The organism is Burkholderia catarinensis, assembly GCF_001883705.2.
GTDB classification, from domain to species: Bacteria; Pseudomonadota; Gammaproteobacteria; order Burkholderiales; family Burkholderiaceae; genus Burkholderia; species Burkholderia catarinensis.
On record NZ_MDEQ02000006.1, the window covers coordinates 68,958 to 85,002 of the forward strand.

The following is a 16,045-nucleotide window of genomic DNA, read 5'->3' on the forward strand; positions in this document are numbered from 1 at the left end:
TCGCGCGGACCGCGCTACTCGTAGATTTTCCCGGCGAACAGGATGTCCGCGATGCGCCGCCACGGATTGTCGGGCACGTCGTAGAAGCGCAGCCCTTCCTCCGACGCCTCGGCCCAGTCGACCATCGCTTCCAGGTACTCGCCGATCGAGCGGTTTTCCCAGCCGAGCGCGGCGCGGGCGTACGGCGACGGCGGCACGTCGGCCTCGAGCTGCCGCTCCGTATTCCAGTCATGGCCGAGCACGCGCAGGAAGTGGATCAGCGAGCGCTCGTCGACCACGCGCTCCAGCGCGTCCTGCAGCTTCGCGGCCATCTGGCGTTGCAGTTCGTCGTTCATGCTTGTCGTCCCTTGGCGCGCCTCTCAGGTACGCACCGCCGCGTGTCGCGCGGCCCGGTTTTACATCAGCAATTGCCTCGACAACACCTCGCGCGCCTGCGTGACCGACTCGCGTTCGCCCGGCATCGGCGGCGTCAGCGAAAACACCGCGTCGGGCAGCGGCGGCAGCCGGTATTTCGCGCCGAGCCGCATCATGCCTTCGCCGATCGCCGACGCGCACAGGCAGCCGACGCCGAGCCCCGCCGCAAGCATCGACTGCAGCCCCGCGACACCCGACGCGCTGTGCACCAGTTGGTACGGCAGGTGCTGCTCGTCGAGCGAGCGCACCGCGACCTGATGCATCATGCAGTCGTCCGGCAGCAGCACGAGCGGCAGCGGCTCGGGCAACTGCTCGGCGAGCGCGGGCGACGCGACCCACGACAGCGGCTCGCGCCGCAGCACCCAGCGCGTATCGGCCGATGCCGGCCGGAACGGCCCGCTCGACAGGTTCATCACCACGCCGAGATCGACCTGCCCCCGCGCGTGCGCCGCCTCGATATCCGCGCTCTTCATCGCGCTCACGTGCAGGCTCAGTTGCGGGTAGCACTCCCGCAGCCGCGCGAGCAGGCCCGCGACCTCGTTGGTCCGGTAGTAGTCGGTGATCGCGACGCGCAGCTCGCCCTTGATCGCCTGCCCGCGCACTTCGTCGAACGCGGCCTCGTTCAGCGCGACGATGCGCCGTGCGTGCTGCAGCAGCCGCGAACCGGCCGGCGTCGGCTCGACGCCGCGCTTGCTGCGCACGAACAGCGGCACGCCGGCGCGCGATTCGAGCTTGCGCACCTGCTCGCTGACCGTCGACTGCGACAGGTGCAGCCGCGGCGCGGCGGCCGTCAGGCTGCCGGCGTCCGCGACCGCCGCGAAAGTGCGCAACTGATCCAGGTCGAAACCGCGCATCGCCGTTCTCCATCCATCGATTAACCCGATGGATGCTACCACTCTTTCCCGCTTTTCCGAATCATAGACCCCGCCCAGAATACGGGGCAACGGCTTGCCTGCCGCGCTCGCGCATACGGCCCTCATTTTTCGGATCCTGCTTTCATGACGAACCACACCCTCGCCCCCTGCGCGCCGGCCGGCGCGGCCTCCGCGGCGACGCCGCGCAGCCACCACGGCTGGGCGCTGGTGGTCCTGCTGGTTGGCGCGATTCTGCCGCCGCTCGACTACTTCATTGTGAATCTCGCGCTGCCGGCCATCCGCGACGGCATCGGCGCGCGCCCGGCCGAGCTGCAGCTCGTCGTGTCGGCCTATGCGTGTGCGAGCGCGGTCGTGCAGATCACGGGCGGCCGACTCGGCGACCTGTACGGCCGCAAGCGCATGTTCATGATCGGGATGGCCGGCTTCGTCGTTGCGTCGACGCTGTGCGGGCTCGCCGGCAGCGGCGCGGTGCTCGTCGGCGGCCGCGTGCTGCAAGGCCTGTTCGCGGCGATCCTCGCGCCGCAGGTGCTCGCGACGATCCGCAGCGTATTCAGTCCGCAGGAACAGGTGCGCGTGATGGGTTTCTACGGTTTCGCGTTCGGCCTCGCGGCCGTGATCGGCCAGCTCGGCGGCGGCGCGCTGATCAGCCTGCATCCGTTCGGGCTCGGCTGGCGCGCGATCTTCCTCGTCAATCTGCCGATCGGCATCCTTGCGCTGATCGGCAGCTGGCGCTTCATCCCCGAAAACCGGCCGCCGCGCGGCCAGCGCATCGACGTGCCGGGCACGGTGCTGATGTCGCTGTTCCTGCTGATGCTCGTGTACCCGCTCACGCACGGCCGCGAGGCCGGCTGGCCGCTGTGGATGATCGCGTGCCTCGTCGGCGCGCTGCCGATGCTCGGCGCGCTGCTGGCGGTCGAAACGCGCAGGCTCGCCCGCGGCCGCGACCCGCTGCTCGACGTGCGCCTGCTCCGCAACCCGGTCGTCACGCTCGGGCTCATGCTCGCGTTCCTGTTCTACATGCTGAGCGCGTTCTTCCTGAGCTACGGGATCTATCTGCAGGGCTGCCTGAACTGGTCGCCGCTCGCATCCGGCTTCGCGATCCTGCCGCTCGGGCTCGGTTTCCTCGCGAGCCCGCTGCTGATGCCGCGCCTCGTCGGCCGGTTCGGCGGTTATCGCGTACTGACGCTCGGCTTCGTCATGCTCGCGGCCGGCGTCGCGACCGCCGCCGCACTCGCCCGCGAAGGCGCGCCGGGGCCCGGCTTCTACGCGGGCATCGCGGCGATCGGCATCGGGCAAGGGCTCGTGCTGCCGTCAGTCGTGCGGATCGTGCTCGCGGAAGTCGATGCGGCGCGCGCGGGCGTCGCGTCAGGAATGGTCAGCGCGATGCTGCAGATCGGCGCGGCCGTCGGCGCGGCGACGATCGGCGGCGTATTCTTCGCGCGGCTCGGCGTGCATCCGGCCGCGCTCGACTACGTCGAGGGGTTCAGGACGTCGATGTTCACGCTGACGGCGGTATTGCTTGCGTGCATCGCGCTGTCGACGACGCTCGGGCCGCTGCATCGGCGGCGGCATGCAGCCGTGTGACGCGGGACGGAAATCGCATCGTTGGCGCAGCAGACACGGTGTGTGCAACCGCCCACCCGCATCAGGCTAATCGATGATGCTTGCGTTGCGCTTGCCGCGCTTCCCATTCGGCCAGCTCGACGCGGTAGCGCGCGAGCGCTTCGTCGTACAGGTCGAACACGCACGGCGAGCAGCCGCTGTTGCAGCAGTCTTCCAGTTCGGGTTGTACAGGCGGGGTCGGACAGGGATCGTCGACGGACGGATCCCCGGAAGGTTGGTTCGGCACGGCGTGTTCCGGTGAGGTGGAACGGTCAGTATAGGTCGATCCGGGCCGCCGCCGCTTCCAGCGGGCCGAACGCCTATACCGTCTTTCGTCCGATTTTCGTCGACGGTTCATGCGGTTCGCGCAGGCCGGGCCGAGCGAAGGCGAACACATCCATAATGGCGCGATGGCCGACGGCTTCGATCCGTTGCGCTCGGCCCGTTCCCGACCCACAGGAGCTGCGTCATGGCTGAAGCAGTGAATCCGCCGGAAGTCTGGGCGCCGTTCGGCGCGTTCTCGATGGCCGTGATCCAGGGTGACGGCCGGATCGTGCGTCTGAAGGGGCAGGTCGCGCTCGACCGCGACGGGCAGGTGGTCGGCGCCGGCGACATGCGCGCTCAGGTGCGCCAGACGCTCGACAACATCCGCGACGTGCTGGCCGCGATGGGCGGGCAGATGCGCGACGTGATCTCGCTCGTCCATTACGCGACCGACATCGATGCATTCATGCAGGCCGGCGACATCCGCAAGACGGTCTTCGCCGAGCCCTATCCCGTGACGACGACCGTCCAGGTCGCGCGTCTTTACCATCCCGACCTGCTGATCGAGATCGCGGCCGTCGCCGAGATTCCGCTGGCACGGTTTCGTCGCCCCCTGTCGCCCGCGTAAAGTGCGTCAGGCCTGCGCGAAATCGCGCGCCGGCCGGAGCATTCCCGACCGGCGCGCTTGCTCGCAACCCGCGCGCTTACTTCGCCGGCGCGCCCGGCTTCGCAGCCCCCGCGCCCGGCTTGTCGGCAAGCGGCTGCCACGCGGCGCCGAGCGAATACCAGTCGACGCGGCGCGTAAGCGTCATGATGCCGGCGAGGATCGCGAACAGCAGCAGCGAACCGAGCATCAACGCGTTGTCTTCCGACAGCAGCAGCCCGTAGAGCGCCGCATACAGCACCGTGAGCAGCGCCGCGAACGTCGCGCCGCGCTTCACGCTGTGCAGCACGAACGACAGGTAGAAGGCGAGCAACCCGATGCATGCGCCGCTCGCCGCGAGATAGGCATACGCGAACTTGATGTGTTCGGACAGGCTCAGCAGCAACAGGAAGAACAGCGCGAGCGACAGGCCGACCAGCGCGTACTGGATCGGGTGAATGCGCAGCCGCTTCACGAGCTCGTACATGAAGAAGCTCGCGAACGTGAGCATCACGAACAGCGCGCCGTACTTCGTCGCGCGTTCGGCCTGCAGATAGACGTTCACGGGTTCGATCACCGACACCGACGCCATTTCGATCGCACCTTCCCCGTTGCCGGTCGCGATCTGCTCGCGCGCCTTCGTGTTGAACGACGTCACGCGCCAGTTGCCGGTGAAGCCGCGCGCATCGACCGTGCGGTTGTTCGGCAGGAACGCGCCGTCGAAACTCGGATGCGGCCACGTCGATTTCAGCGAGAAATCGTTCTGGTCGCCCACCGGCGCGAACGCGACGGAATCCGCGCCGCGCAGCGGCAGGTCGATGCTGAACGGCACGGCCGCCCCCGCGCTTGCCTCCGTCAGCGCCGCGAGATCGACGTTCGCGTGCACGCCCTGGCGCAGGCTGTCCAGCCGCGTGCCCTGCTCGACGTCGAAGCGCGCGCCGCCGATGCGCAGGTCCGGCTGCGCGGTCAGCCCGCGGATGTCGCCGATACCGATCGCCACATAGGCGTCGTCGACCTTGAAGCTCACGTGGCCGTCGGCTTGCGGCAGCTTCTTCAGATCCGGCAACGGCAGCGTGCCGGTCATCCGGCTCGCCAGCTCGTACACCAGCGCCTTGTGGATGCCGCGATAGCGGACGCTGGTCGTCAGCGTGCCGTCGACGTTCAGCGTCTTCGGAAACACGAGCAAGCGCTTCGTCTCGCTTCGCAGGCTCGTCTTCGTCGCGCCGCCGGCCGGCGTGTCGTCGCGCACGCGCGCGACTTCCGTGTAATGCACGACGAGCACGGGGCCCGCCACCGTCTGCGGCCCCGCATAGCTCGACCAGATGCTCTGCAGCGCATCCCTGCGATACGCGGAGCGTTCCTGCACGATGCTTTGCACCATCTGCAGCGGGATCAGGATCAGCAGCGCGAGAAACGCGGTGATCGCGAATTTGAACAACAGGACTCGATTCATGGCCGACAAGTACCGGAGTAAAAGGGTATGGTCAGCATGAGCAGCCCCGGTGAAGGGCGATTGAAGCCGGTGTGAGGCCGGTGTGAAGCGAATGTGTGGCGAGCGTGAAGCGCGGTCAGCCCGCCGACGGCAGCGTGAGCGTCGCGCACGCGCCGCCTTCGTCGCGATTCGCAAGCGCGACCTGGCCGCGGTGCAGCATCGCGACTTCGCGGACGAAACACAGCCCGAGGCCCGTGCTGCGATCCTGCCCGTCTGGGCGCGGCAGCGAATAGAAGCGTTCGAACACGCGCGACAGTGCGTAGTCGGGCACGCCGGGGCCGTCGTCGACGACGCGCACGACCGCGACGTGCGCCCTGCCCGCCGGCTGCCGTTCGAGCGCGATGCGGATCGTGCTGCCCCGCGGCGCGAAATCCAGCGCGTTGTCGAGCAGGTTGCCGAGCGCCTGGCGCAGCAGGAACGGATCGCCTTCGACGACCGCCGGACCGGCCGTATCGCTCGCGTCGTTCGCGTCGATCCGCAGGTTCACGCCGCGCTGCCGCGCGCGCGGCTCGATATCGTCGACGAGCTGTTCGAGCACCGGCCGCAACGCGACCGGTTCGCGCACCGACAGGCGCTGCTTCTGCTCGACTTCGGCGAGCGCGAGCAGCTTGCGGATCATCTGTTCGAGGCGGCCGGCCTGGCGGCGGATGTTCTCGGTGAAGCGCCGCCGGTTCGCGACCGGCATGTCTTCCTGCAGCAGTTCGGCCGCGCCGCTGATCGCCGCCAGCGGGCTCTTCATTTCGTGCGTGAGCGTGTGGATGTAGGTCTCGACGTACTGCCGGTCCTCCAGCCGCTGATGCATGCTCTCCACCGCGCGCCCGAGCTCGGCCAGTTCGCTCGCACCCTGCAGCGGCATGTCGGCCCGCTCGCCCGCCGCGATTGCGCGCGCATAGCGCTGCAGGCGCCGCAGCCCGAGCACCAGCCACCAGGTGCAGGCCGCGCCGATCAGGATCGCGCCGCCCATCAGCACCGCACCGTACAGCATGATCTTGCGCTGGCTGCGCGCGATGAACGGCGCAACCGTCTGGTTCGGCTTCGCGATCGTCAGCACGCCGATGATCTCGCTCCCGCGCCGGATCGGCGCCGCGACGTGCATCACGGTGCTGCTCTTATCGTTCGGGTCGGCGCGCGTGCTGCGCGCGCCGTATTCGCCGCGCAGCGTCCGGTACACGTCGTTCCAGCGCGAATAGTCCTGCCCGACCGCGCCGCCGGTCGAGTCGTAGCGCACGATGCCGTGCGCATCGGTGATGTAGATGCGGTAGCTGATCGTGTTCTTGTGCATGCCCCACACGTTCGCGCTGACCGGGCTCTCGTGCAGTTTCTCGAGCTGCCGCGCGAATGCGCCGTCGGCGATATGCCCGTTCGCCATGTCGTCGGCGGCCAGCGTCGCCAATACCTGCGCGGTATCGACGAGCGTGTCCTCCATCGCCTCGCGCACGCCGGGCTTCACCTCCTGCACGAACACACGCAGCGTGATCAGCGCGGCGAGGCCGACGATCAGGAAAAAGCCGAAGAAGATGCGCAGGCCGATATGCATGGGCGGTGCCGGTCGTTACGGTTGCAGCGAATAACCCATCCCGCGGTGCGTGCGGATCGGGTCGCGCTCGGGATCGATCGCGCGCAGCTTTGCGCGCAGCGTCTTGATGTGCGTGTCGACCGTGCGGTCGGCCGAATCGAATGCCTCGTGCCACACGAGATCCATCAACTGCTCGCGCGAATAGATGCGCCCCGGATGCCGGACGAGCAGCGCCAGCAGGCCGAATTCGTAGCGCGTGAGATCCAGTGCGTGGCCGAGCCACGACACGCGCGCGCCGTCGGTGTCGAGCGTGAAACCCAGTGCGGTTGTCGCGGCGTGCGCCGCAACCGGTGCGGGCGTCGATTCAGGCGCGGCCGTCCGGTGGAAGCGCCGTAGGATCACGCGCACCCGCGCAGCCAGCTCGCGCGGCGAAAACGGCTTGACCACGTAATCGTCGGCGCCGATTTCGAGCCCGACGATCCGGTCGATCTCGTCGTGACGCGCGGTGAGAAAAATCACCGGCACGTCGGTGAACGTGCGCAGCCGCCGGCACACTTCGAAGCCGCCGAGATCCGGCAGGCCGACGTCGAGCACGACGAGATCGAAGCGCGTGTCGCGCAGGCGGTCGAGCGCCTCCTGGCCGAGCGTGCAGTGGACGGTCTGCATGCCGTCGGTGCCGAGGGCGTAGACGATCGTGTCCGCGATCGCCATTTCATCTTCGACGATCAGGATATTGGGCTGATTCATGGTCTCAGGCTGGGCTCGCGCAATCCGGTGCGACATTGTACGCACGGCCGCGCCCGGTTCGAGCCGTGACGCGGCGAGCCCCGTCCGGACGCGCTACGCCACGCGGCCGTTCACCGGAATCGACGCGCCGGTGATCGCCTGCGCGTCGGCCGACAGCAGGAACCCGATCGTCGCCGCGATCTGCTCCGGCCGCACCCAGCGCGTGAAATCCGCGTCGGGCATGTCCGCGCGGTTCGGCGGCGTATCGATGATGCTGGGCAGGATCGCGTTCACCGTCACGCCGCGCTCGAGCAGCTCGGCCGCCAGCGCCTCGGTGAGCCGCGCGACGCCGGCCTTCGCAGCCGCGTATGCGCCCATGCCCGCACCGGCCTTGAACGCCGCGCCCGCGCCGATGTTGACGACGCGGCCGGCCGGGCTCGCCAGCAGGTACGGCAGCGCGGCCTTCGACGCATTCAGCGCGGTCTTCACGTTCAGTTCGTACATGCGGTCCCACGTCGCGGCATCGCCGTCGGCGATCGTCTGCCACACGAATGCGCCTGCGATGTTCAGCAGCGCATCGACCCGGCCGAATTCGCGCTGCATGGTGTCGAACGCCCGCGCGGCGGCCTGCGGATCGACGAGATCGATGCCGCCGATGCGCAGCGCGTCGGCCGGCACGCCGGGCAGCGCCTGCGCGGCCGGCGCCGCGCCGCGGCCGATCAGCGCGACGCGTGCGCCGCGCTCGCCCAGCCACGCGGCCGTCGCGACGCCCAAATGGCCGAATCCGCCGGTGATCGCGACTGCCTTGCCTTTCAGGTCGTGTTCCATCGATGTGTTCTCCTGGATCGAGGGTTGCTTGATGATGTGTGATGCATCGGTCGTGCCGGCCGCTGCACGGGCGTGCGCGGCCGGCGTTTCGAGAGCGTAGCGCCGTTCACGCATCCGTGCGCGCGGCGACGAGGCTGCGGCGGCGCAGTTCCTCCGTCGTTTCGCCCCGGTTGCCCGGACGCCAGCCCGGCGGCGGCATCACGAAACGGATCGCGGTCCGCACGTCGCGGGCCGTCGTGACGTCGCGGGCGCGGCCCGGCAGGCGCGCATGCGGACGGCCGGGCATAATGCGCGAGGCCGTCAGGCGCGGCGCGCGGCGCGGGCCGCCGCGACCACGGTGCCGTGCTACCCGACGGCCCGCGCCGCCGCCCCGAATCCCGAACTTCAACCCGTCAATCCCATGCAAGTACTCGTCGTAGGAACCGGCAAGCTGGCCAGCGAACTGCTCGGCTCGCACCGGCTCGACCCGGCAACCTGTCGCGTGATGCCATGGTCGGACAGCGCGCGAACCGACGCGCGGCGTGGCGACGCCCGACGTAGCGACGCCCGATCGATCGTCGTGCATGCCGGTTCCGGCCGCGAACTCCCCGCCGCGATCGCGTTCTGCAAGGCCACCGCGTCACCGCTCGTCGAGCTGTCTACCGGCTCCGACCTCGAAACCGGAGCACACGATTTCCCGGTCGTGCTCTGTCCGAACACGAACATCCTGATGCTCAAGTTCATGAGCATGCTGGAAACCAGCGGCCACCTGTTTCGCGACTGCGAGATCAGCCTGACGGAGTCGCATCAGGCAGGCAAGACGTCCGTCCCCGGCACGGCCGTCGGCATCGGCGAGTCGCTCGGCATGCGGCCGGAAGACATCCGCTCCGTGCGCGACCCGGATGTGCAGCGCCGCGAGTTTGCGATCCCCGACGATCAGCTCGGCCGCCATGCGGTTCACCGCATACGCATCGACGACGGCGCGTGCAGCCTGCAGTTCGAATCGCGCGTGTATGGCGCGACGCCCTACGCGGATGGCGTGTCGCGCATCGTCGAGGCCGTACGGCAGCACGATCTCGAGCACCGCCGCTATTCGATCGTCGAGTTCATCAGCAACGGCTGGCTGTAGTCGCGGCGGCGTGCCGCGAGGCCGAGGACGGCGCGGCACGCAAGCACATGCCGGCCGCGATCTTGCCGTGGCCACCGCTTGCGCCGGTTCGCTCCCCCGCCATTACTCGCCACCAAGCACCGCCCCGCTCTCCGGCAAGGTCGCACCGCCGTCGACCACGATCGTCTGCCCCGTGATGTAAGCCGCGTCGGCCGACGCGAGAAACAGCATCGCGTTCGCGATGTCCTCCGGCTCGCCCATCCGCGCGAGCGGAATGTCGCGCGCGATCTGTGCGGCGACCGACGCGTCGCCGAGATTGCCGGCCGCCGGCGTGCGGATCATTCCCGGCTCGACGCCGTTGACCGTCACGTTGCGGCGCGCGAGCTCCAGCGCCGCCGCGCGAATGAAGCCGTTCACGCCGGCCTTCGACGCCGCGTAATGCGCGAGCCCCGGATAGACGACGCGCGGCCCCGTCACCGACGACGTGACGAGCAGCCGCCCGGCCCCCGCGCGCTCGAATGCCGGCAATGCGGCCTGCGCGAGCCAGAACAGCGCCGACAGGTTGACCGACAGCGTCCGTTCGAGCGTCGGCTCGTCGATCTGCGCGAACGGCGTCAGCGGAAAATACGCGGCGTTGTGGACGACGACATCGAGCCGGCCACCGTCGCGCTCGACCGCCGCGACCAGCGCGCCGAGTTCGTCGCGACTGGCGGCGTCCACCCGATACGCGCGCGCGTCGCCGCCCGCGCCGGCCAGCGCATCGGCCTGCGCGGCGGCGGCCTCGCCGTTCAGGTCGGCAAGCGCGACGAACGCGTCGGATTCCGCGAAACGGCGTGCGATCGCCGCGCCGATCCCCTGCGCGGCGCCCGTGACGAGCACGACGCGCCCGCTGAAATCCGCACGCAGGCGGCCGCTGCCCGGCACGGCGTTCATCGCCGCGCCTCGTCGCCGAGCGAATGCACGGTTTCGTTCAGCACCTGCGCATGGGCGCCGATCTGGAAGTTCGACAGCGTGCCGAAATCGCCGCCCTGGTAGCCGAAAATCTTGCCGTCGGTCTTGCGCTGCGCGAGGTCGATCAGCACGACGCCGAGCGTCGGCACCACCTTTTCGCGCCACACGAACAGGTACAGCTCGTCGGCGATCCGGAAGTAATGGCAGCGGTCGACATCGGCCAGCCCGCCTTCGACGCCCTGCAGGCACTGCCACGCGTAGAAGTTCTCGTTCAGGTAGATGTGCTCGTAGCATTCGGTCGGGCTGTAGCGGTACATCGTCCGCTTGCCTATCAGCTCGCGCGTGGGCCCGTGCAGCGCCCCCGGCTGCATGTGGCCGCCGAGCGTGCCGTGCCGGAACGCGGCATCGACACCCGTCAGCGGCAGCCCGCGCGCTACCCGCGTGAACGCGTCGATGCGCGTGTCGGCTTCGGTCGGCAGCGTGCCGACGACCGACGTCCATACGCCGTGGTCGAGATCGATCACGAGACTGACCGACGTCGCACGCGCAGCCGAATCGATATGGTCGACGAAGTACAGCCCGTTGCGCAGCCGCGTCACGCGGCACGGCTCGCGGCCGCCCGTGCCGGTCGCCGCATCGCGCCACTGCAGTGCGCCCGGCTCGAACGTATAGACGCGCCACGTACCCGCTGCGTCGCCAAGCGACAGCGTATGCCCGGCGAGCACGTCGACGGATGCGAGGATGTTCGCTTCGGGCGCGAAGCCGTCCGCGAGCGCGCCAACCTGAATGAATACCGGATCCTGTCGTTCCACTTGCCGTCTCCCGCGCAGCTTCAGGCCCGGCGGGCCGTGTACGCTGCTCATGTGCACATGGTGCGGGCTGCGCGCGCCGCGCGGTATCGGCCAAAAGGATGAAGGGCGCGCGGCGCCGGAACGCGCTAAAGTGCACGTGATCCGCGCCGCAACCGGCGCGAGGAGCGCACATGCACCGTGTCACCCACTACCGACGGACCGGCGAAGGCATCGAGGCGATCAGCCTCGAATCCGATCGTACGTTTCCGCGTCATGCGCACGACGAATTCGGGGTCGGCGTGATCGTCAGCGGTGCGCACCGGTCGTGGAGCGGCCGCGGGCAGGTCGACGCGCTGGCCGGCGACGCGATCATGGTCAACCCGGGCGAGATGCACGACGGCTCGCCGATCGATGCCGGCACGGGCCGGCGCTGGCGGATGCTGTACCTCGCGCCCGCACTGGTCGCGGGCGTCGCGGCTGAAGAAGGCCTCGGCGGCGTCGAGCTAGCCCATCCCGCGGTGCGCGACACGCGGCTCACGGCCGCGGTCGGCCGGCTGCATGCGCGCATCGTCGCGGGGGAAACCCAGCCGCTCGCCCGCGACGAGGCGCTCGTGATGCTCGTCGCCGGGCTGCTCGCCCGGCACGCGAACCGCACGCTGCCGGCGGCCGGCGTCGCGCCGGCGATCCGAGCCGCCCGGGAGCGGCTCGACGCGGCACCGGCCGCTCCCGTTTCGCTCGCCGAGCTGGCCGACCTGAGCGGCGTGAGCCGCTTCCAGTTGCTGCGCGGGTTTGCACGCGAGCTCGGCATCACGCCGCACGCGTACCTGATCCAGTCACGCGCGCGGCTAGCGCGCGCGCTGCTCGCCAGCGGCCTGCCGATCGCCGATGCCGCGGCCGAAGCCGGCTTTGCCGATCAGAGCCATCTGACACGCGCATTCGCGCGCCAGTTCGGGATCACGCCGGGGCGGTTCACTCAGGCCGTTTGACGCCGCCGTCATCCCGGTGCGAAGCCGCCGGGCAATCGCGCCTTCACCGGCCGTCGCCACATCGACGGCAGCAGTTTCCCGTATCGCCGGTGCAGGCACGCAGCGCAGTCAACGTGCCTCCGTCCTCGCTGCAATTTCGTTCAAGACGCGCACTGCCGCGGTACGCGACGATGCGGCGCATGAAGACACGACTGATTGGCTATCTCTATCTCGCCGCCGCGATGGCGGGCGTCGGCAGCACCGTCATCGCGAGCCGTCTCGCGGCCGGCGGCCTGCCGCCGTTCGCGGCCACCGCGTTGCGCTTCCTGATCGCGACACCGCTGCTGTTCGCACTGATGCGCGCGCAGCGCATGCGCTGGCCGCGCATTTCGACGCGCGATGCCGTGCTGCTCGTCATCCAGGCCGCGGCAGGCGGCGTCGGCTATACGGTGCTGCTGATCAGCGGCACGAAGCTGTCGTCGCCGCTCGATGCGGGCGTGATGCTCGGCACGCTGCCGGCGATGTCGACGCTGATCGCGGCCGTCGTGCTGCGCGAGCGGCAGACGCCGCGCGACTGGCTGGCCGCCGCGCTCGCGACGGCCGGCGTGCTGTTCGTCACGTTCGCGCCCGGCCAGGCGATGCCGTCGCCCCAGACGCTTGCCGGCGATGCGCTGGTGCTGGCCGCCGTCGCATGCGAAGCCGTATTCATCCTGCTCAACCGGCGGCTTGCCGCACCGCTGCCGCCGCTCGCGCTGTCCACCGCGATGTCGGGCCTCGGCTTCGTGCTCGCCCTCGTGCCGGCCGCGTTCGAATGGCGCGCGGCGGCAAGCGGCTGGACCGTCGGCGCCGTGTCGGCGATCGCCTATTACGCGCTGGTGCCGACCGTGCTCGGCTACCTGTGCTGGTATGCGGGTTCGGCGCGTACGAGCGGCACCGAGGCCGCGCTGTTCACGGCGGTCGCGCCGGTCTCGGCCGTGCTGTTCGCGGTCGCGCTGTTCGGCGAAACGCTGAACGGCACGCGTGTCGCCGGCATCGCGCTCGTCGTCGCCGGCATGCTCGTCGGCGCGACGCGGCGGCGCGAACCGCCCGCCGCAACAAGCGATACGCACCCGGCGAAGCCGGGTCAGCCGGCGAGCCCCGCGCCCGCCGTGCAGGCCGCCGCCGACTGACCCGCGTTCATCGCGTCATGGCGGCAACGACGGCCGCTCCGTCCCGTCGCATGGCCCGTCGATCCCCACGCTCCCGCGCCGCCGGCGACTGTAGGAATGTGTCCGTGCGCCGCAAAACCGTTGCACGCCACCCCGCAAGATGCAATATTCGCGTGGCCGGACCCTTTGACAACCATCGAACAACAATCCGCCACGCAATGAACAGGAAGGAAGCCAAAACAAGAATCGCGGTGCTGCTGTCCGCGGGAACGAGGAAGGCCGACGTGCTGGCCGAACTGTCCGGACAGGGGCTCAAGGATCGCGTGCTCGCGCACCTGATCGCGTCGCGCCCCGACCCCGAACGCTGCCGCAAGAACAAGGTACACGTCTGGATCCTGGTCGCGCTCGGCATCGCCCAGTTGGCGATCAGCCTGATGCTCGGGTATTACTTCTTCGCAACCGCTGCCGGCAATGGCCTCGTCGTGGTGTTCCTCGCGCTGACCGTGCCGCTGTCGCTGCTGTTCATCTGGGGCTTCGCGACCCATCGTGTCGGCGCGTATCACGCGTTCATCCTGCTGTCGCTGCTGCAGTTGCCGAAGACCATCGCCGAGCTCGGGCGCGATCCGTCGACCGCGCTGCCGAGCCTCGCGATCACGGTCCTTCTGGTGGGCTATGTCTGGTTCGTCCGCAACCGGCTGTTCCCCGACTACGGCTGGTTCACGCCGCGCAAGGTCGAAGGCCGCTACGCGTTCGTGGAACACGCCTGACGCCGCCTGCGTCGACGCGGGCCGAAAAAAAGGCGCCGGGCCGCCCCGCAATCGCGGGACGGCCCGGCGCCTTCTGCATTCCGGAACCGGCGGCTTACTTGGCCTTTTCAGCCGTGTCGCTGATCGCCTGGCCGCCCTTCGAAATGTCCTGGCCCACGCCGGCAACCGTATTGCAACCGGCGAGCGCGGCGGTCACCACCAGCAGCATTGCAGCAATCGTACGCGTCATTCTCATTCTCCTTCAGATCAACAAGCCCGATCGGGCGAATCATTTGCGGCATGGCGCCCGGCAAGATGCCGGGCACGGGGCCTGACCTGATTATACGGAGACGGATACCGCGCGCCAGCATGAACCCGTCGAGTGTTACGCGAGCCACACAGCCCGGCCGTGCAGATTTTCCTTGACTTCATTGCGCCACGAACTAATATACGCATCGCGTATATTTTTGTCAGGAGCCGCCGATGACCGTTCCCCAGCAAGCCTTCCTCCGCGACGCGATGCGCCGCCTCAACATGACCCGCGAAGCGTTCGCCAATCGTATCGGCGTCAGCCGGCGCGCGCTGGACACGTGGCTACTGCCCGACGATTCGCAGGAATCGCGCGGGATGCCCGAGATCGTCGAGCGCTTCGTATCGGAAATCGTCGAGCGTTCGACACCGGAAGGCGGCGGCTATACGCAAAGCGTAGACAATCAAGGGCTCGCGAAGCAATTCCTGTTCGAAGGCAAGCCGCAGTTGCTGTCGGTCGACCAGTTCTCGCGGGAATCGGTCGAGGCGCTGTTCCGCGTGGCCGACGTGATGCAGCCGATCGCGCGGCGCCACAAGATTTCGCGGGTGCTGGAAGGCGCCGTGCTCGGCAACCTGTTCTTCGAGGCCAGCACGCGCACGCGCGTGTCGTTCGGCGCGGCCTTCTGCCGGCTCGGCGGCTCGGTGTGCGACACGACGGGCTTCACGTTCTCGTCGATGGCCAAGGGCGAATCGATCTACGACACGAGCCGCGTGATGGCCGGCTACGTCGACGCGCTCGTGATCCGCCACCCGGAGAAAGGCTCGGTGGCCGAGTTCGCGCGCGCGACCAACCTGCCCGTGATCAACGGCGGCGACGGCCCCGGCGAGCACCCGAGCCAGGCGCTGCTCGATCTCTATACGATCCAGCGCGAGTTCTCGCGGCTCGGCAAGATCGTCGACGGCGCGCACATCGCGCTGGTCGGCGATCTCAAGTACGGCCGCACCGTGCACTCGCTCGTCAAGCTGCTCGCGCTGTACCGCGGGCTCAAGTTCACGCTCGTGTCGCCGCCGATGCTCGAGATGCCGGCCTACATCATCGACCAGATCACGACGAACGGCCATGTGATCGAGCAGACGACCGATCTCGCGGCCGGGCTGCGCGGCGCGGACGTCGTCTACGCGACGCGGATCCAGAAGGAGCGCTTCACCGACGAGTCGTTCGAAGGCTACACGCCGGATTTCCAGATCAACCAGGCGCTCGTCGACTCGGTCTGCAAGCCCGACACGCTGATCATGCACCCGCTGCCGCGCGACAGCCGGCCCGGCGCGAACGACCTGTCGGTCGACCTGAACCGCGACCCGCGCCTCGCGATCTTCCGGCAGACCGACAACGGCATTCCGGTGCGGATGGCGATCTTCGCGGTACTGCTCGGCGTCGAGAACCTCGTGCAGCATTCGATGCGTGACGCAACGTGGCGCCCGCCGGCGTATCTCGGGCCGGAGGACGCGGTGTTTCACGGGGTCGATTGAGGCGGAACGGCCGAGGGCGCGAAAGTCGGCGCCCCACGTTCAGCGAAAAGCGCGCCGGGCAGCCCGGCGCGCTTTATTTTTTCATGGCGGGTGACCCGCAACACAGCCACTCTAACTCGCCTGACAAGCCCGTCACACCTGGCCCTTCGGCCGGTACCCCCGCCCGGACCACCCCACAACCACCCCGTCACATTCGTCAACATTTCCTCGCAAACGAG

18 protein-coding genes are annotated in these 16,045 nt (G+C 69.0%); 7 read left to right on the forward strand and 11 right to left on the reverse strand.

Annotated elements, in window-relative coordinates; all coding sequences use genetic code 11:
- Nucleotides 1-14 precede the first annotated feature (14 nt).
- Together BFF94_RS11250 and BFF94_RS11255 are read right to left on the reverse strand one after the other, a co-directional pair.
- Entirely contained in the window at nt 15-335 is a 321-nt protein-coding gene (locus BFF94_RS11250) for a DUF7660 family protein (RefSeq protein ID WP_128843866.1), read from the reverse strand.
- A gap of 60 nt (nt 336-395) precedes the next feature.
- Nucleotides 396-1,268, reverse strand: coding sequence for a LysR family transcriptional regulator (locus BFF94_RS11255; protein WP_219139331.1), 873 nt, complete (start codon nt 1,266-1,268; stop codon nt 396-398).
- A 144-nt stretch (nt 1,269-1,412) separates the two neighbouring features.
- On the opposite strand from BFF94_RS11255, the gene BFF94_RS11260 reads away from it, so the two are divergent.
- Complete coding sequence (locus BFF94_RS11260) at nt 1,413-2,873, forward strand: MFS transporter (RefSeq protein WP_219139332.1); 1,461 nt, start codon at nt 1,413-1,415, stop codon at nt 2,871-2,873.
- 61 nt (nt 2,874-2,934) lie between these two features.
- On the opposite strand, the gene BFF94_RS11265 is transcribed toward BFF94_RS11260, so the two are convergent.
- The gene (locus BFF94_RS11265; RefSeq protein WP_128843863.1) at nt 2,935-3,138 is read right to left on the reverse strand and encodes an oxidoreductase-like domain-containing protein; all 204 of its coding nucleotides are present in this window, start codon (nt 3,136-3,138) and stop codon (nt 2,935-2,937) included.
- Nucleotides 3,139-3,360: 222 nt separating this feature from the next.
- On the opposite strand from BFF94_RS11265, the gene BFF94_RS11270 reads away from it, so the two are divergent.
- Nucleotides 3,361-3,783 (forward strand): RidA family protein, encoded by a 423-nt coding sequence (locus BFF94_RS11270; RefSeq protein WP_128843862.1) that lies wholly within the window; start codon nt 3,361-3,363, stop codon nt 3,781-3,783.
- 76 nt (nt 3,784-3,859) lie between these two features.
- Here the strand turns inward: BFF94_RS11270 and creD are convergent, their stop codons facing one another.
- The 5 genes from creD to BFF94_RS11295 all read right to left on the reverse strand — a co-directional run bounded on the left by creD (nt 3,860) and on the right by BFF94_RS11295 (nt 8,646).
- On the reverse strand, nt 3,860-5,251 hold the full coding sequence (creD, locus tag BFF94_RS11275; protein ID WP_128843861.1) for a cell envelope integrity protein CreD: 1,392 nt from the start codon (nt 5,249-5,251) through the stop codon (nt 3,860-3,862).
- A gap of 115 nt (nt 5,252-5,366) precedes the next feature.
- Nucleotides 5,367-6,827 (reverse strand): two-component system sensor histidine kinase CreC, encoded by a 1,461-nt coding sequence (gene creC / locus BFF94_RS11280; RefSeq protein WP_128843860.1) that lies wholly within the window; start codon nt 6,825-6,827, stop codon nt 5,367-5,369.
- 15 nt (nt 6,828-6,842) lie between these two features.
- Nucleotides 6,843-7,553: a two-component system response regulator CreB gene (creB, locus tag BFF94_RS11285; RefSeq protein ID WP_128843859.1), complete on the reverse strand. Its 711-nt coding sequence runs from the start codon at nt 7,551-7,553 to the stop codon at nt 6,843-6,845.
- A 93-nt stretch (nt 7,554-7,646) separates the two neighbouring features.
- A complete protein-coding gene (locus BFF94_RS11290; protein ID WP_219139333.1) occupies nt 7,647-8,360 on the reverse strand; it encodes an SDR family NAD(P)-dependent oxidoreductase in 714 nt (237 codons plus the stop codon).
- A gap of 106 nt (nt 8,361-8,466) precedes the next feature.
- Nucleotides 8,467-8,646, reverse strand: a complete 180-nt coding sequence (locus BFF94_RS11295; protein WP_246637276.1) for a hypothetical protein — start codon at nt 8,644-8,646, stop codon at nt 8,467-8,469.
- Between the two features lie 114 nt (nt 8,647-8,760).
- On the opposite strand from BFF94_RS11295, the gene BFF94_RS11300 reads away from it, so the two are divergent.
- Nucleotides 8,761-9,468: a dihydrodipicolinate reductase C-terminal domain-containing protein gene (locus BFF94_RS11300; protein ID WP_128849131.1), complete on the forward strand. Its 708-nt coding sequence runs from the start codon at nt 8,761-8,763 to the stop codon at nt 9,466-9,468.
- 102 nt (nt 9,469-9,570) lie between these two features.
- Here the strand turns inward: BFF94_RS11300 and BFF94_RS11305 are convergent, their stop codons facing one another.
- Together BFF94_RS11305 and BFF94_RS11310 are read right to left on the reverse strand one after the other, a co-directional pair.
- Nucleotides 9,571-10,380, reverse strand: a complete 810-nt coding sequence (locus BFF94_RS11305; protein ID WP_219139334.1) for an SDR family oxidoreductase — start codon at nt 10,378-10,380, stop codon at nt 9,571-9,573.
- A complete protein-coding gene (locus BFF94_RS11310; protein WP_128849385.1) occupies nt 10,377-11,210 on the reverse strand; it encodes a MoaF C-terminal domain-containing protein in 834 nt (277 codons plus the stop codon). The genes BFF94_RS11305 and BFF94_RS11310 overlap by 4 nt, the downstream gene beginning before the upstream one ends.
- 170 nt (nt 11,211-11,380) lie before the next feature.
- Here BFF94_RS11310 and BFF94_RS11315 point away from each other — a divergent pair, with 170 nt between their 5' ends.
- From BFF94_RS11315 to BFF94_RS11325, 3 genes are all read left to right on the forward strand, one after another.
- A complete protein-coding gene (locus BFF94_RS11315) occupies nt 11,381-12,175 on the forward strand; it encodes an AraC family transcriptional regulator (protein ID WP_219139335.1) in 795 nt (264 codons plus the stop codon).
- Between the two features lie 179 nt (nt 12,176-12,354).
- Nucleotides 12,355-13,323: a DMT family transporter gene (locus BFF94_RS11320; RefSeq protein WP_219139336.1), complete on the forward strand. Its 969-nt coding sequence runs from the start codon at nt 12,355-12,357 to the stop codon at nt 13,321-13,323.
- 197 nt (nt 13,324-13,520) lie between these two features.
- A complete protein-coding gene (locus BFF94_RS11325; protein ID WP_128843426.1) occupies nt 13,521-14,069 on the forward strand; it encodes a permease in 549 nt (182 codons plus the stop codon).
- A gap of 94 nt (nt 14,070-14,163) precedes the next feature.
- Here the strand turns inward: BFF94_RS11325 and BFF94_RS11330 are convergent, their stop codons facing one another.
- On the reverse strand, nt 14,164-14,298 hold the full coding sequence (locus BFF94_RS11330; protein WP_021158165.1) for an entericidin A/B family lipoprotein: 135 nt from the start codon (nt 14,296-14,298) through the stop codon (nt 14,164-14,166).
- Nucleotides 14,299-14,531: 233 nt separating this feature from the next.
- On the opposite strand from BFF94_RS11330, the gene BFF94_RS11335 reads away from it, so the two are divergent.
- Nucleotides 14,532-15,827, forward strand: a complete 1,296-nt coding sequence (locus BFF94_RS11335; RefSeq protein ID WP_128843425.1) for an aspartate carbamoyltransferase — start codon at nt 14,532-14,534, stop codon at nt 15,825-15,827.
- Nucleotides 15,828-16,045 lie beyond the last annotated feature (218 nt).

Bases quoted from the DNA above. Each gene is read 5' to 3' on its own strand.
- BFF94_RS11330 (WP_021158165.1), bottom strand. From the start codon at position 14,298: ATGACGCGTACGATTGCTGCAATGCTGCTGGTGGTGACCGCCGCGCTC.
- BFF94_RS11315 (WP_219139335.1), top strand. From the start codon at position 11,381: ATGCACCGTGTCACCCACTACCGACGGACCGGCGAAGGCATCGAGGCG.
- BFF94_RS11260 (WP_219139332.1), top strand. From the start codon at position 1,413: ATGACGAACCACACCCTCGCCCCCTGCGCGCCGGCCGGCGCGGCCTCC.
- BFF94_RS11320 (WP_219139336.1), top strand. From the start codon at position 12,355: ATGAAGACACGACTGATTGGCTATCTCTATCTCGCCGCCGCGATGGCG.
- creC (WP_128843860.1), bottom strand. From the start codon at position 6,827: ATGCATATCGGCCTGCGCATCTTCTTCGGCTTTTTCCTGATCGTCGGC.
- BFF94_RS11250 (WP_128843866.1), bottom strand. From the start codon at position 335: ATGAACGACGAACTGCAACGCCAGATGGCCGCGAAGCTGCAGGACGCG.
- creD (WP_128843861.1), bottom strand. From the start codon at position 5,251: ATGAATCGAGTCCTGTTGTTCAAATTCGCGATCACCGCGTTTCTCGCG.
- BFF94_RS11290 (WP_219139333.1), bottom strand. From the start codon at position 8,360: ATGGAACACGACCTGAAAGGCAAGGCAGTCGCGATCACCGGCGGATTC.
- BFF94_RS11255 (WP_219139331.1), bottom strand. From the start codon at position 1,268: ATGCGCGGTTTCGACCTGGATCAGTTGCGCACTTTCGCGGCGGTCGCG.
- BFF94_RS11325 (WP_128843426.1), top strand. From the start codon at position 13,521: ATGAACAGGAAGGAAGCCAAAACAAGAATCGCGGTGCTGCTGTCCGCG.
- BFF94_RS11335 (WP_128843425.1), top strand. From the start codon at position 14,532: ATGACCGTTCCCCAGCAAGCCTTCCTCCGCGACGCGATGCGCCGCCTC.
- BFF94_RS11300 (WP_128849131.1), top strand. From the start codon at position 8,761: ATGCAAGTACTCGTCGTAGGAACCGGCAAGCTGGCCAGCGAACTGCTC.
- BFF94_RS11270 (WP_128843862.1), top strand. From the start codon at position 3,361: ATGGCTGAAGCAGTGAATCCGCCGGAAGTCTGGGCGCCGTTCGGCGCG.
- creB (WP_128843859.1), bottom strand. From the start codon at position 7,553: ATGAATCAGCCCAATATCCTGATCGTCGAAGATGAAATGGCGATCGCG.
- BFF94_RS11295 (WP_246637276.1), bottom strand. From the start codon at position 8,646: ATGCCCGGCCGTCCGCATGCGCGCCTGCCGGGCCGCGCCCGCGACGTC.
- BFF94_RS11305 (WP_219139334.1), bottom strand. From the start codon at position 10,380: ATGAACGCCGTGCCGGGCAGCGGCCGCCTGCGTGCGGATTTCAGCGGG.